Source organism: Pseudomonas sp. GW822-FHT04H02 (assembly GCF_058800645.1).
The window spans coordinates 20,436-33,748 of record NZ_JBXAMM010000010.1 but is presented as its reverse complement, the minus strand read 5'-3'; the positions used below and the strand labels follow the sequence as shown (position 1 = coordinate 33,748).

The 13,313-nt window shown below is 63.8% G+C and carries 12 protein-coding genes; 6 read left to right on the top strand and 6 right to left on the bottom strand.

The features are described from left to right. The first annotated feature begins 25 nt into the window (after positions 1-25). Positions 26-1,645 carry an EAL domain-containing protein gene (locus tag AC1RMG_RS31025; RefSeq protein WP_493170974.1) on the top strand — a complete coding sequence of 540 codons (1,620 nt, stop codon included), beginning with the start codon at positions 26-28 and terminating at the stop codon, positions 1,643-1,645. 4 nt (positions 1,646-1,649) lie between these two features. Here AC1RMG_RS31025 and AC1RMG_RS31020 read toward each other — a convergent pair whose 3' ends face one another. Both AC1RMG_RS31020 and algB read right to left on the bottom strand, forming a co-directional pair. Further along, complete coding sequence (locus AC1RMG_RS31020) at positions 1,650-3,434, bottom strand: KinB sensor domain-containing domain (protein ID WP_015633658.1); 1,785 nt, start codon at positions 3,432-3,434, stop codon at positions 1,650-1,652. A 10-nt stretch (positions 3,435-3,444) separates the two neighbouring features. Further along, a complete protein-coding gene (algB, locus tag AC1RMG_RS31015; RefSeq protein WP_011058479.1) occupies positions 3,445-4,791 on the bottom strand; it encodes a sigma-54-dependent response regulator transcription factor AlgB in 1,347 nt (448 codons plus the stop codon). Between the two features lie 441 nt (positions 4,792-5,232). On the opposite strand from algB, the gene AC1RMG_RS31010 reads away from it, so the two are divergent. The 5 genes from AC1RMG_RS31010 (at position 5,233) to AC1RMG_RS30990 (ending at position 9,716) form a co-directional block, all read left to right on the top strand. Next, the gene (locus AC1RMG_RS31010) at positions 5,233-5,517 is read left to right on the top strand and encodes a hypothetical protein (RefSeq protein ID WP_015633659.1); all 285 of its coding nucleotides are present in this window, start codon (positions 5,233-5,235) and stop codon (positions 5,515-5,517) included. 81 nt (positions 5,518-5,598) lie between these two features. Next, the gene (locus AC1RMG_RS31005; protein WP_003170804.1) at positions 5,599-5,763 is read left to right on the top strand and encodes a DUF1328 domain-containing protein; all 165 of its coding nucleotides are present in this window, start codon (positions 5,599-5,601) and stop codon (positions 5,761-5,763) included. A 2-nt stretch (positions 5,764-5,765) separates the two neighbouring features. Next, positions 5,766-6,233 (top strand): inhibitor of vertebrate lysozyme family protein, encoded by a 468-nt coding sequence (locus AC1RMG_RS31000; RefSeq protein WP_015633660.1) that lies wholly within the window; start codon positions 5,766-5,768, stop codon positions 6,231-6,233. 745 nt (positions 6,234-6,978) lie between these two features. Further along, positions 6,979-8,310, top strand: coding sequence for a glutamate/aspartate:proton symporter GltP (gene gltP / locus AC1RMG_RS30995; protein ID WP_011058482.1), 1,332 nt, complete (start codon positions 6,979-6,981; stop codon positions 8,308-8,310). Between the two features lie 176 nt (positions 8,311-8,486). Continuing rightward, positions 8,487-9,716, top strand: coding sequence for a nucleoside recognition domain-containing protein (locus tag AC1RMG_RS30990; RefSeq protein WP_493170972.1), 1,230 nt, complete (start codon positions 8,487-8,489; stop codon positions 9,714-9,716). A 72-nt stretch (positions 9,717-9,788) separates the two neighbouring features. Here AC1RMG_RS30990 and AC1RMG_RS30985 read toward each other — a convergent pair whose 3' ends face one another. From AC1RMG_RS30985 to AC1RMG_RS30970, 4 genes are read right to left on the bottom strand one after another with little or no spacing between them, the layout of a single operon-like run. Further along, entirely contained in the window at positions 9,789-10,418 is a 630-nt protein-coding gene (locus AC1RMG_RS30985; RefSeq protein WP_011058484.1) for an ABC-type transport auxiliary lipoprotein family protein, read from the bottom strand. After that, positions 10,415-11,353 (bottom strand): MlaD family protein, encoded by a 939-nt coding sequence (locus tag AC1RMG_RS30980; protein WP_011058485.1) that lies wholly within the window; start codon positions 11,351-11,353, stop codon positions 10,415-10,417. The genes AC1RMG_RS30985 and AC1RMG_RS30980 overlap by 4 nt, the downstream gene beginning before the upstream one ends. A gap of 1 nt (position 11,354) precedes the next feature. Then, positions 11,355-12,158, bottom strand: coding sequence for an ABC transporter ATP-binding protein (locus tag AC1RMG_RS30975; protein ID WP_011058486.1), 804 nt, complete (start codon positions 12,156-12,158; stop codon positions 11,355-11,357). Beyond that, a complete protein-coding gene (locus tag AC1RMG_RS30970; RefSeq protein ID WP_011058487.1) occupies positions 12,155-13,303 on the bottom strand; it encodes an ABC transporter permease in 1,149 nt (382 codons plus the stop codon). Before AC1RMG_RS30970 ends, AC1RMG_RS30975 begins: the two co-directional genes overlap by 4 nt. Positions 13,304-13,313 lie beyond the last annotated feature (10 nt).

The window sequence follows — 13,313 nt, the reverse complement described above, 5'->3', positions numbered from 1 at the left end:
TTGGTAATCCTTCGGATCTCCCACGATGCCGGCCGCTCGCGAGCCCTTGCGTACCTGGTTCCATCGCCCCTGGACGCTGGCGATGCTGACGGCTGTGCTGAGTGCGGTGATTTTGCTGCTGGGCAGCGCCGGGCTGGCCATGCACCAGGTCCAGCAACGGGAAAGCGAGCAGATGAACGCCCAGGGCCAGCGTTTCCTGGAGCGGCTGGAGCAGTTGTTCGGGCAACTGCGCGAAGGTCTCGACGTGCTGGAGGCGCAGCCGCTGCGCGAGTGCAACGCCGATCTCATCGCAGCTCTGCAGCAGGTCAGCTACAGCTATCGCTTCATTTATGAAGCGGCCTACAGGGACGCCACCCACACCTGTTCCAACTGGCCACGGCAGAACCTCCTGCCGGCGGCCAGGCCGCCGGATATCCGCGGGCCGACCTACAGCTACTGGCTCAACACCTCGACCCAGCCCAATGAGAACCTTGCTGCGCTGATGCTGGGTCGCGGCAACTTTCGCGTGGCCACTTCCCGCGGGCACCTGACCGATGTGGTCGATCTGCCTCCCGGTGGCAGCCTGATGGTGGTGGTGGATCATGGTGCCCGGGCGATACCGGTGCTCGGCCCGGCCCGTGCCTGGCCCCCCGCACAGCCCTGGCGGGGGGGCCGCGACGGGCCCTTGCAGGTCACCCCGGACCTGCTGATCTATCGCATGCCCACTCGCAACCCCGAGTACCAACTGGTGCTGATCACCCCCCGCGCCAGCCTGCAGGGCGAAGTGCTCGACGGTTGGTGGTGGTTGCTGCCCTCCAGCCTGGTGCTGGCGCTGTTCATCGGTGGGTTGGTGTATCAGTTGGTCCGCCAGCGCCAGTCCCTGGGGGCGGAGCTGCAAGGGGCCCTGCGCCGCGGCGAGCTGCAGGTGCTGTACCAGCCGATCTTCGATCTCAGTAGCCGGCTCTGCGTGGGGGCCGAGGCCCTGCTGCGCTGGCGCCGCCCGGACGGTACCCTGACCAGTCCCGACCTGTTCATCCCGCTGGCAGAGAACACCGGGCAGATCCGCCAGATCACCGACTTCGTCCTGCAGCGCCTGCTGGAGCAACTGGGGCATGTGCTACGGGCCAATCCCCAGTTGTACATCTCAGTCAACCTGGCGGCCTGCGACGTGATGGTCCCGCGGATCGGCATGGTCATGGCGCGGCTGCTGGCCACGCATCGGGTAGCGGCCCGGCAGATCGCCTTCGAGGTCACCGAGCGTGGGCTGATCGATGTGGTGGTGGCGCGCAACAACCTGCAGGCCCTGCGCGATGTCGGGCATCAGGTGCTGATCGACGATTTCGGCACCGGCTATTGCAGCCTGGCCTACCTGCAGAGCCTGCCGGTGGATTGCCTGAAGATCGACAAGGCGTTCATCGATGCCCTGGGGCACGATGCCGCCAGCAGCGGCGTGGCGCCGCACATCATTCGCATGGCCCACGCGTTGAAACTCAAGGTGATTGCCGAGGGCATCGAGTTCGAGGACCAGGCGCTGCTGCTCAGCAGCGAGGGCGTGAGCTTCGGCCAGGGCTGGCTGTTCGCCCATGCCCTGAGTGCCTTGCAGTTCACTGAGCTGATTACCCGTGGCCGACGGCTGGTGGCCAGGCGCCTGGATGATGAAACATGAAGCTCTAGAGCGGCAGGGCCAGATAGAACTGGGTGCCCTGCCCGGGCCTTGAGTAGACGCCCATGCGCCCGCCATGCAGCTGAACGATCTCCTTGCACAGCGCCAGCCCGAGGCCGGCACCGCCCTTCTTGCGGCCCACCTGGACGAAAGGTTCGAAGATCCGCCCTTGCTGGCCATAGGCGATACCCTCGCCATTGTCTTCGACGCTGACGATCACCCGCTCGCCATGGCGCCGTGCCTGCAGGCGGATCTGGCCCTCGCTGGCGGTGTGGCGCAAGGCGTTGTCGATCAGGTTGTCCAGCACCCGCTCCAGTTGTGCGCGGTCGGCATGCAGCCGTGGCAACGGCGCCTGGATCTCCAGCAGCAGGTCGATGCCCTGCTGTTGGGCCTGCTCGCTGAAGCGGCCCTGGGCCTGCACCAGCAGCTCTTCCAGGGGGCAGGGAGCGAGGGTGAGTTTCTGCAGGCCGTTCTGATAGCGGGAAAAATTCAGCAGGTCGTTGATCAACTGCATCAGGCGCTGCATTTCCTCGTTGACCGTATTGAGCAGGTCGGTTTCCCGGGACTCCTCGGGAAAGTGCAGGCGTTCCTGAAGCAGCCCGAAGGCCATGTGCATGCCGGTGACCGGGGTACGCAGTTCGTGGGAGGCGCGCAGCACGAACTCACTGCGCACTCGTTCGAACGCCCGTTGCTCGGTGACATCGTGCAGCACCATCACGGCGCCGAGAATATGGCCCTGGGTATGGCTGACGGGGGTCAGGCTGTAGGTCAGCAGGCGCGACTCGCCGTCGACCTCGATATCCAGGTCGTCCGGCGCCCGTTCCAGGTTGCCGCCGCGCAATACCAGCTGTAGCTGCTCATCCAGCTCCGGGCGTTGCAGGGCGCTGCCCAGGCCCTGGCCGAGGCGCTCCTGGTCCCAGCCCAGCTGGCGCTGGGCCACGGGGTTGAGGTGTTCCAGGCGGCCCTGGCGGTCGATCATCAGCAAGCCGTCGTCAATACTGTCGAGCACGGCCTGCAGGCGCTGCTGGCCGGCCAGCAGCTCATCGACATTGGTTGCCTGATGCTGGCGCAGGGCCTCGGCCATGATGCCGAAGCGCCGGGTCAGCAGGTTCATCTCCGCCGCCGCCGAAATGGGCAGGGTGACGTCGAAATTGCCTTCGCCAATCTTGTCCGCAGCCTTGGCCAGGGCTTCGATCGGCCCGCCAAAGCGCCGGGCGATGGCATGGGCCGTGACGAAGCCGATGATCAGCACCGCCAGGGCCACCAGGCCCAGAAGGCCGGCCACCAGCCATGCACGGTTGCGGGCCTGCTGCTCCACCTGGCTGATGTTGTCCAGGGCGCGCTTGTGTTCGGTGATCAGCCCGCCGCGCAAGGCGTTGAAGCGCTCGGTCAGCTCGTTGTTGTCATGCAGCCCGCTTGCGGTGCTGTTGCGCTCGAAGGCCTGGTAGAAGCTCAGGTAGTCGCTACGGGCCTGCTGGAAGCCACTTTGTACCTGGGTCTGCCGATCATGGGCGATGCCTTCGTCGAGCAGCTCCAGATAATGCTGCCGGGAGGTTTCCAGGGCGGCGCGGTCCGGCTGCTTGCCGAGCATGATGATCAGCTGGTCGCCCAGGGTCTGGCGCAGCTTGAGGCCCAGGTCCAGGGTGATGAAGTTGTTGCGGATCAGCGATTCCTGGGTGCTGGCCATCTGCATCACGCTGACCAGCCCGAGCACCAGGCCCAAGAGGGCCACGGTGATCAGCGCCGAGATGCTCAGAAACAGCCGGGTGCGCAGTTTCATCGCTAACTTCATAGGGTGTTGCTCACAGGTTGTACTGTTTGCGTTTGCGGTACAGCGTCGACGCGTCGATACCCAGGGTCTTGGCGGCTTGATCCAGGGTGTCGCTGGTGGCCAGGACCGCACCGATGTGGGCCTTTTCCAGCTCGTCCAGGCTCAGGGCGGCGCCGATCCGCGGGGCGTTGTTGGTGGGTTGCTCGGCCATGCCCAAGTGGCTGATTTCCACCCGCTCCTGCGGGCAGATGATGCTCGCCCGTTCCACCACGTTGCGCAGTTCGCGGATGTTGCCCGGCCAGCGGTAGTTGAGCAGCGCTTCCCGGGCTTCATCACTGAAGACCCGGGCCGGGCGCGAATACTCTTTGACGAAGCGGGCGAGGAAGCGGTCGGCCAGGGTCAGGATATCTTCGCTGCGCTCGCGCAGGGGCGGCAGGTGCAGGGTGATGACGTTCAGCCGGTACAGCAGGTCTTCGCGGAAACGCCCGTCGCGCACCATGTCTTCAAGGTTGAGGTTGGTGGCGGCGAGGATGCGCACATCGGCGCGGCGGGTTACCGGGTCGCCGACGCGCTCGTATTCCTTGTCCTGGATGAAGCGCAGCAGCTTGGGTTGCAGGGTCAACGGGAAGTCGCCGATCTCGTCGAGGAACAGGGTTCCGCCATCGGCCTGGTTGACCCGGCCCAGGGTGCTCTCGCTGGCCCCGGTAAAGGCGCCGCGGCTGTGGCCGAAGAGTTCGCTCTCCATCAGTTCGGCAGTCAACGAGGGGCAGTTGATGGTCACGCAGGATTTCTTGGCGCGTTTGCTCCAGCCGTGAATGGCCCGCGCCAGCTCGCCCTTGCCGGTGCCGGACTCGCCGAGGATAAGGATGTTGGCGTCGGTGCTGGCCACCTGACGCGCGGTTTCCAGCACCACTTTCATTGCCGGGCTGTGGGAGTCCAGGCCGTCCTTGGGCTTGCGCACCTCACCTTCGAGGGCTTCCAGGCGTGCCGAGAGCTGGCGCACTTCCAGCTGCTTGGCGGTGGCCAGGCGCAACTGGTCGGGGCTGCAGGGCTTGACCAGGTAGTCTGCGGCGCCGGCCTGGATCGCATCTACTGCGGTGTCCACGGCGGAGTGAGCGGTGACGATCACTACCCGCATCCAGGGTGCCTGGGTACGCATTTGTGCCAGTACGTCGAGGCCGTTGTCTTCGCCCAGGCGCAGGTCGAGGAAGCACAGGTCGAATACCTGGCGTTGCAGCAGAGCATCGGCCTGCGCCGCGCTGTTGGCGGTGGCCACGGTGTAGCCCTCGTCTTCCAGGCAGTAGCGGAAGGTGCGAAGGATTGCGGATTCGTCATCCACCAGAAGGATGCGGCCTTGATTCTCCGGCGCTGACTCCATTTCCCGAGGCTCCTTAATGAATGATCTTTATTTAGTCCCGGAAAAATCGGGCAAGTTGCAAGGTTGATTCTGATCCATTCCAGCGCCAGCAGGTTAGATATCTCCGGCTGAAACGGCTAACAGGCTGAAATTACGCATGTTTTACCCAGAGTAGCTGCTGGGTGGGTCTGTATCAGGCTATTGGCCATTCATCAAAGTTCCCCCTGTGATCAAAAAACGCTCACTATTTTCCCGGGACATCGTGCATTTCGCACGGCCGGCATGGGGGCATCGTGCAGTATGCGTGTGGAATGCTTTTGGTAATTTGATTTAAGTGTTTGATTTTATTGAATTTAATTTCAAAGAAAAAGCTGGCATGCAGCCTGCAATATCCCTCTCATCGAGAAGCGCCGGCCGTGGCTTCCATAACAACATCACCACCAGTGTGGGAGGAGTTTCAGGATGAATCGCCAACGTCTTGCCCAATTGCGTATTGCGCCACTGCATCTCCAGCAAGGCCTCTTCGCCGTTCTGGCGTTGCTGGTCACCCTGATCGCCGGGCAACAGTTCCAGCGCTGGCAGGACAGCCAGGCACCCGCGCCGCGAGTGCCGGTTCATCACTTCACCCAGACCCATTTCAGTTCGGTGAGCAGCCAGCTCAACGACCAGGCCCCCATGCAACTGATGGCCGTCGACCAGGCACAGCCGGTCGCGGACGCGCCACGTCAGGAACGCTGGGTGTTCTAGCACCAAGGCCGGGCCCGCAATCGGCGGCGCCGGGCTGGCTCCATAGGCAGCACCACTAATAGAAGAGTAAGGAGAATCATCATGCTGAGCTGGGCAATCACATTCCTGATCATTGCCATTGTCGCTGCGGTCCTGGGCTTCGGTGGTATCGCGGGCACTGCCACGGGTATCGCCAAGATTCTATTTGTGGTGTTCCTGGTGATGTTCATCGCTTCGTTCTTCTTTGGCCGTCGAGGCCGAGGCTGACCATGAGTCTCTCGTTGAAGACATTGACTGCCGCGCTGCTGCTGGGCGCCAGCGCCCTGGCGTCGGCGGCCAATGATGGCCAGGCACGAGCCAATCAGCTGCTGGGGTCGGACCCGCAGTTTCGTGAAACCTGGCAGGGGGTCGTGCACAAGGAGGAGCGCCTGCCCGAGTGGGTGATGAACCTCTCGGGTGATGCGCCGCAACAGATGAATGCCATGACCGAAGACGGCGATCAGTATCTGGTGGGCCCTCTGTGCGAAACCGCCCAGAGTTGTCAAAACCAGCGTTTGATCGTGGCCTTCAGTTTCGACAAGAAGCATGCCTACGCGATGCTGGTGGACGTGCCGGCGGGTTTGCCCGCGGACAAGTCACCGACCCGCCACGCCAATTATCGGTTCCTCGGCAAGCCCGATGACGGCATGCAAGCGCTGCTCCAGGAGCAGTTGCGCAAGGACCCGAACTGGTACTGATGTGCAAATTGCCGATATTGCATAACAGATAGACGAAAGGGCCGCCCTGGCGCTTTCGGCTGTTGCACCACCCGAGGAGGGCGAGTGCATGACCAAGGGGCCGGGATGTTCTGATCCACGGGTGATCGGAGTGACCTAGGGGTACAGGGAGTGCCTCCGCAAGGGCCGGGTCAGGAAAGAGCGGCGGCGCAAGCTCCCAGGTCGGCCACCGACCTGATGAGCTTGCGGCGTGCTTGATTGGCAAAGTCCTGTGCTAGAGCCGTCCGTCTGACAATTTCCGTGCTCGCGCGGGAAAAAATCTTCCTTTGACTCCGATCAAGCGTTTCCTGGTGTTTCTCTGCGACCGTATATCGAGAAACTTTGTGCGAATTGCGCAGCGTTTCCGGGCGCCCGAATCAGAGCAATCCTAAACTTTTTTAGCCTTTTTCCTGACCCCTCCGACAAGCCTGCACGCCGCCTGAAATGGCCGTTTCACGGCATTTTTGCCTGCCGAAATGTCGTATTCGAACCGGTTGGGACGCTCGTTTTGTTTGGAAAAACTCATGCCGATTCGGCATAGGGTAGGCGTTTACGGCATTAGACGTGCCTCCCTAGCATCGGAATAGTTGCGCCTTTTTTCGCCCGCAGAGAGCCGTAAATGCTCGTTCGGGATGACCTTATACGGGGGCCGATGCACAAACTTTTCCGCCATTGAGCGTTCCAGTTCGCGCATCAGCCCGAGTCCAACTGAAGTAAGGGTAATGATATGAAGAAGGCAAAATTAAGCCTCGCCTGGCAGATCCTCATCGGTCTGGTCCTGGGGATTGCGATTGGCGCGCTGCTCAATCATTTCAGTGCTGAAAAGGCCTGGTGGATCAGCAACGTCCTGCAGCCTGCGGGCGATATCTTTATCCGCTTGATCAAGATGATCGTGATCCCGATCGTCATTTCCTCGCTGATCGTCGGCATCGCCGGTGTCGGTGACGCGAAGAAACTGGGGCGCATCGGCCTCAAGACCATCATCTACTTCGAAATCGTGACCACCATCGCCATCGTCGTCGGCCTGCTGCTGGCCAACTTGTTCCATCCGGGTGCAGGCATCGACATGAGCACCCTGGGCACCGTGGACATCTCCAAGTACCAGGCCACTGCGGCCGAGGTGCAGCATGAACACGCGTTCATCGAGACCATCCTCAACCTGATTCCATCGAACATCTTCGCGGCCATGGCCCGCGGCGAGATGCTGCCGATCATCTTCTTCTCGGTGCTGTTCGGCCTGGGCCTGTCGAGCCTGCAGTCCGACCTGCGCGAACCGCTGGTGAAGATGTTCCAGGGCGTTTCGGAAAGCATGTTCAAAGTCACCCACATGATCATGAACTACGCCCCTATCGGTGTATTTGCACTGATCGCGGTGACCGTCGCCAACTTCGGTTTCGCCTCCCTGCTGCCGCTGGCCAAGCTGGTGATCCTGGTGTACGTGGCTATCGCCTTCTTCGCTTTCGTGATCCTCGGCCTGATCGCCCGCCTGTTCGGCTTCTCGGTGATCAAGCTGATGCGCATCTTCAAGGATGAGCTGGTCCTGGCCTACTCCACCGCCAGCTCGGAAACCGTGCTGCCGCGGGTGATCGAGAAGATGGAAGCCTACGGCGCGCCGAAAGCCATCTGCAGCTTCGTGGTGCCGACCGGCTACTCGTTCAACCTCGACGGTTCGACCCTGTACCAGAGCATCGCGGCGATCTTCATCGCCCAGCTGTACGGCATCGACCTGTCCATCAGCCAGCAACTGCTGCTGGTGCTGACCCTGATGGTCACCTCCAAAGGTATCGCCGGGGTTCCGGGCGTGTCCTTCGTGGTCCTGCTGGCCACCCTGGGCAGCGTCGGCATTCCTCTGGAAGGCCTGGCCTTCATCGCCGGTGTCGACCGTGTGATGGACATGGCGCGTACCGCCTTGAACGTGATCGGCAACGCCCTGGCGGTACTGGTCATCTCCCGTTGGGAAGGCATGTACGACGACGCCAAGGGCCAGCGCTACTGGAACTCCCTGCCGCACTGGCGCAGCAAGGAAAAACTGCCAGCAGGCGAAGCGTCCAAAGGCTAAGCGCCTATTGTGTAGGAGCTGGCTTGCCAGCGAAGAGGCCCCAAGCCCTTCAGCTGCCTGAAGACCGCCTTCAGCGGCAATCCAGCCCCAACAGATGACAGGCCCCGGTTAATCCGGGGTTTGTCGTTTCTGCCCGCCCCGCTATCATTCGCCGCATCTTTCGAGGGGTATGACCGATGCTCAATGGCCTGTGGCTTGGCTTCTTTATCGTGGCAACCGTGTCGGCCCTGGCGCAGTGGCTGGTGGGTGGCAACGCCGGGATCTTCGCTGCCATGGTGGAAAGCATCTTCGCCATGGCCAAGCTGTCGGTGGAGGTCATGGTCCTGCTGTTCGGCACCCTGACCCTGTGGCTGGGTTTTCTGCGCATCGCCGAGAAGGCTGGAATCGTCGAGTGGCTGGCCAAGGTCCTGGGGCCGCTGTTCAAGCGCCTGATGCCGGAAGTGCCGCCGGGGCACCCGGCCCTGGGCCTGATCACCCTGAACTTCGCCGCCAACGGCCTGGGCCTGGACAACGCCGCCACGCCCATCGGCCTCAAGGCCATGCGCGCCCTGCAGGAACTCAACCCCAGCGCCACCACTGCCAGCAATGCGCAGATCCTGTTCCTGGTGCTCAACGCCTCGTCCCTGACCCTGCTGCCGGTGACCATCTTCATGTACCGCGCCCAGCAAGGCGCGGCGGACCCGACCCTGGTGTTCCTGCCGATTCTCCTGGCCACCAGCGCCTCGACCCTGGCGGGCCTGCTGTCGGTCGCGGTGATGCAGCGCCTGCGCCTGTGGGACCCGGTGGTACTGGCCTACCTGGTTCCCGGGGCCCTGGCCCTGGGCGCCTTCATGGCCTTGCTGGCCACCCTGTCGGCCACGGCCCTGGCGTCCCTGTCGTCGATTCTCGGCAACCTCACGCTGTTTGGGCTGATCATGCTGTTCCTGGTGGTCGGCGCGCTGCGCAAGGTCAAGGTCTACGAGGCCTTTGTCGAGGGCGCCAAGGAGGGCTTCGACGTCGCCAAGAGCCTCTTGCCATACCTGGTAGCGATGCTCTGCGCCATCGGCGTGCTGCGGGCGTCCGGGGCCCTGGATTTCGGCCTCGACGGCATTCGTCATCTGGTGGAGTGGGCCGGTTGGGACACACGTTTCGTGGACGCCTTGCCCACTGCCCTGGTCAAGCCGTTCTCGGGCAGTGCGGCACGGGCCATGCTCATCGAGACCATGCAGACCCAGGGCGTGGACAGCTTCCCGGCCCTGGTGGCGGCCACCATCCAGGGCAGTACCGAAACCACCTTCTATGTGCTGGCGGTGTACTTCGGCGCGGTAGGCATCCAGCGGGTGCGGCACGCCGTGGGCTGTGCCTTGCTGGCGGAATTCGCCGGTGTGGTGGCGGCGATTGCGGTTTGCTACTGGTTCTTTGGATGAGTTGAGCGAGCCTTCGCCGGCAAGCTGGCTCCTACTCCCTCTGTAGGAGCCGGCTTGCCGGCGAAAGGGCTCTCAATGTTTCAGCGCCCGATTGCCCTGCCCCACTGCCCAATCCACCACTTGCCGGGTCAGCGCATCGCCGGCCTGGCCAAATCCTGTGACCACCGCCGGCACCCCGGTTTCAGCCAGCGCTTGGCGCACTTCGAAGCGCCGGCTGGCGAGGATCTTCTGGTCGTAGCCACGAATCAGCCGCGCATCCAGGCGGATCACCACCTGGGCGGCGTTGCCCTGGTATTCGGTCTGGAAGGCTTGCAGGTCGCCGCCCAGGGCCAGGTCGGTCTGCAGGTTGCTGTCATCGGTGCTCAACAGCTGGACCCGGCCATCGCGCTGGAAGCCGTCCAGCAGGCGGTTGCGCAGCAGGATCGGTGCCGGGTCGCTCCAGCGCGAAGCCTTGTAGCTGCTGATCAGGTTGCCCTGGGGAATCACCGCGATCCGTGCGCTGTTCAGCGCATCCCCGGCCTGGGGCTTGAGCAACTGCAAGGACCACGGCAGGGCCTGGTTCGGCGCCGTGGCGCCGGCCTGGCTTACCGGCAGCCGATAGATGTCCAGCGGCTCGCCCTTGGGCAGTATCGAGCAGGCCCCGGTCAGGGCCAGGGCGGCGCTCAGGCCCAGGGGGGCAAGCAGGCGATAGGCACGCTTCATGGCGTGAACTCCTTGTTCTTCTCGTTACCCAGCAGGTAACCGCCGGGGTTGGCTTCCAGGCGCCGGGTGATGGCCCGCAGCGAGCTCAGGGTCTCGCGCAGCTCGCGGACGGCTGGCGCCAGGCCGTTGAGGCCCTGCATGCCGTTGTTCAGCGAGTCCTGGTTGTCGCTCAGCAGTTTGTTCAGGGTGGCGCTGCTTTGCTCCAGGGAGCGCATGGCGTGCTCGGCGCTGCCGAACATCTGCTTGCCCTGGTCGTTGAGCAGGCCGTTGGCGTTGCGCATCAGCGCGGTGGTCTGTTCCAGCATGGCGCCGGTCTGCTTGCTGATGGAGCCCAGTTGCTGCATCAGCTGGCGCAGGTCGTCGCGCTGCTCGGCGATGCTGGCGGAGGTCTTCTGCAGGTTGTCCAGGGTGCTGCTGACCCGGGCCACGTTGTCCGGGGAGAACATGCGGTTGGCGTTGTGCAGCAGCAGGTTGACCCCGGTCATCAGGTCGTTGCTGTTGTTCAGCAGGCGGGCGATGGGCGACGGTGAGGCGATGATGGTGGGCAGTTCGCCGTCCTTGCCCTTGAGGGTCGGGCTTTGCGGCGTGCCGCCGCTGAGCTGGATGATCGAGGTGCCGGTGATGCCGGTCAGGGCCAGCTTGGCCTGGGTGTCCTCCTTGATCGGCGTCTCGCTGCCCAGGCGGATCTGTGCCAGCACCCGGCGCGGGTCCTTGGGGTCCAGGCGCAGGTTGACCACATCACCGACCTTGATCCCGCTGTATTGCACGGAGCTTCCCTTGGACAGGCCACTGACCGCCTCGTTGAAGACGATCTGGTAGTCCTGGAAGGCGCTGTCGACGCTGGACTTGGCCAGCCACAGGCCGAACAGCAAGGCGCCGGCCACCACGATCACGGTGAACAGGCCGATCAGTACATGATGGGCTCGGGTTTCCATGTCATCCCTCGTTGGTCTGTGTAGCGGCCTGGTAGGCCGCGCGGCCGCGAGGGCCATGGAAGTATTGGTGAATCCATTCGTCGTCGGTCTCGGCGACGATATCGATGGCATCCGCCACCAGTACCTTTTTCTGCGCCAGCACCGCCACCCGGTCGGTGATGGTGTAGAGGGTGTCCAGGTCGTGGGTGACCAGGAACACGCTGAGCCCCAGGGCATCGCGCAGGGTCAGGATCAACTGGTCAAAGGCGGCGGCGCCCACCGGGTCGAGGCCGGCGGTGGGTTCGTCGAGAAACAGGATGTCCGGGTCCAGGGCCAGCGCCCGGGCCAGGGCAGCGCGCTTGATCATCCCGCCAGAGAGCGAGGCCGGGTATTTGTCGGCCGCCGACAGCGGCAGGCCGGCCAGGGCCAGCTTGACCGCCGCCAGGTGTTCGGCATCGGCACGGGACAGGCCGGCATGCTCGATCAATGGCAGGGCGACGTTCTCGGTCACGGTCAGCGAGGTGAACAGCGCGCCCTTCTGGAACAGTACGCCGAAGCGTCGTTCGATCAGCGAACGTTGCTGTTCCGGCAGGCTTGGCAGGTCCTGGCCGAATACCCGCACCGAGCCTTCGCTGGGCTGGCGCAGGCCGACGATGCTGCGCAGCAGTACCGACTTGCCGCTGCCCGAGCCGCCGACCACGCCGAGGATCTCGCCCTGGTACACATCCAGGTCGAGGTTCTCGTGCACGCTCTGCTTGCCGAAGCGGTTGCACAGGCCACGGACCTCGATCACCGCCTTCGCCGGCGCGCGTGGCGGCCGGCTCACCAGCCCATCTCCATGAAGAACAGCGCGGCCACGGCATCGATGACGATCACCACGAAGATCGACTGGACTACGCTGGAGGTGGTGTGGGCGCCCACCGACTCGGCGCTGCCGCTGACCTTGAAGCCTTCCAGGCAGCCGATGGCGGCGATCAGGAAGGCGAAGATCGGCGCTTTCACCAGGCCCAGCAGGAAGTGCTTCACGCCGATATCCGAATGCAGCAGCGAGAGGAACATCGCCGGGGAGATATCCAGGGACAGGGCGCAGACCACCGCGCCACCGACTATCCCCGAAAGCATCGCCAGGAACGTCAGCATCGGCAGCGACACCAGCAGGGCCAGGACCCGAGGCAGCACCAGCAGTTCTACCGGGTCCAGGCCCAGGGTGCGGATGGCGTCGATCTCTTCATTGGCCTTCATCGAGCCGATCTGCGCGGTGAAGGCGCTGGCGGTGCGCCCGGCCATGAGAATCGCGGTGAGCAGTACGCCGAATTCCCGCAGGAAGGAAAATGCCACCAGGTCCACCGTGAAGATGCTGGCGCCGAAGTTGGCCAGCACCGTGGCGCCGAGAAAGGCCACCACCGCGCCCACCAGAAAGGTCAGCAGGGCGACGATGGGCGCCGCGTCGAGGCCGGTCTGTTCGATGTGTGCCACCACCGGGGTGATGCGCCAGCGCTTGGGGCGCAGCAGGCCGCGGGCCAGGGTTTCCAGGATCAGGCCGATGAAGCCCAGGACCTTCAGGGTGTCCTGCCAGACGGTGTAGACCGCGCTGCCAATGCGCGAAAGCAATTGCACGCTGACCGAGATCTCCGGTTCCTTGACCGGTACGCAGAAGTCGTTCAACGAGGTGTAGACCGTGTGCAGCAGCGCGCGGTCGGCGGCGGACAAGGTGCAGTCGGGGTGTTCGGCGGACTGCCCCAGGCGTTCGGCCCCCAGCAGTTCCACCAGCAGCGACGCGCCGGCGGTGTCCAGGGCGCCCAGGCCGTTGAGGTCGATATGGGTGCTGCTGTCGTAGCGGCCGTCCAGGGATTGGCTGAGGCGCTTGAGGTCGCTGTAGTGCGCCAGCGTCCAGTCGCCGCCGATGCGCAATTGCGCCGGGGAGTGGGCAAGGTCCAGTTGAGCGGTGCCGGGCGTCACGCTGCTAGTCATAAGCTCCGAG

Bases quoted from the DNA above. Each gene is read 5' to 3' on its own strand.
- AC1RMG_RS30970 (WP_011058487.1), bottom strand. From the start codon at position 13,303: ATGACTAGCAGCGTGACGCCCGGCACCGCTCAACTGGACCTTGCCCAC.
- algB (WP_011058479.1), bottom strand. From the start codon at position 4,791: ATGGAGTCAGCGCCGGAGAATCAAGGCCGCATCCTTCTGGTGGATGAC.
- AC1RMG_RS31000 (WP_015633660.1), top strand. From the start codon at position 5,766: ATGAGTCTCTCGTTGAAGACATTGACTGCCGCGCTGCTGCTGGGCGCC.
- AC1RMG_RS31020 (WP_015633658.1), bottom strand. From the start codon at position 3,434: ATGAAGTTAGCGATGAAACTGCGCACCCGGCTGTTTCTGAGCATCTCG.
- AC1RMG_RS31010 (WP_015633659.1), top strand. From the start codon at position 5,233: ATGAATCGCCAACGTCTTGCCCAATTGCGTATTGCGCCACTGCATCTC.
- AC1RMG_RS31025 (WP_493170974.1), top strand. From the start codon at position 26: ATGCCGGCCGCTCGCGAGCCCTTGCGTACCTGGTTCCATCGCCCCTGG.
- AC1RMG_RS31005 (WP_003170804.1), top strand. From the start codon at position 5,599: ATGCTGAGCTGGGCAATCACATTCCTGATCATTGCCATTGTCGCTGCG.
- AC1RMG_RS30990 (WP_493170972.1), top strand. From the start codon at position 8,487: ATGCTCAATGGCCTGTGGCTTGGCTTCTTTATCGTGGCAACCGTGTCG.
- gltP (WP_011058482.1), top strand. From the start codon at position 6,979: ATGAAGAAGGCAAAATTAAGCCTCGCCTGGCAGATCCTCATCGGTCTG.
- AC1RMG_RS30985 (WP_011058484.1), bottom strand. From the start codon at position 10,418: ATGAAGCGTGCCTATCGCCTGCTTGCCCCCCTGGGCCTGAGCGCCGCC.
- AC1RMG_RS30980 (WP_011058485.1), bottom strand. From the start codon at position 11,353: ATGGAAACCCGAGCCCATCATGTACTGATCGGCCTGTTCACCGTGATC.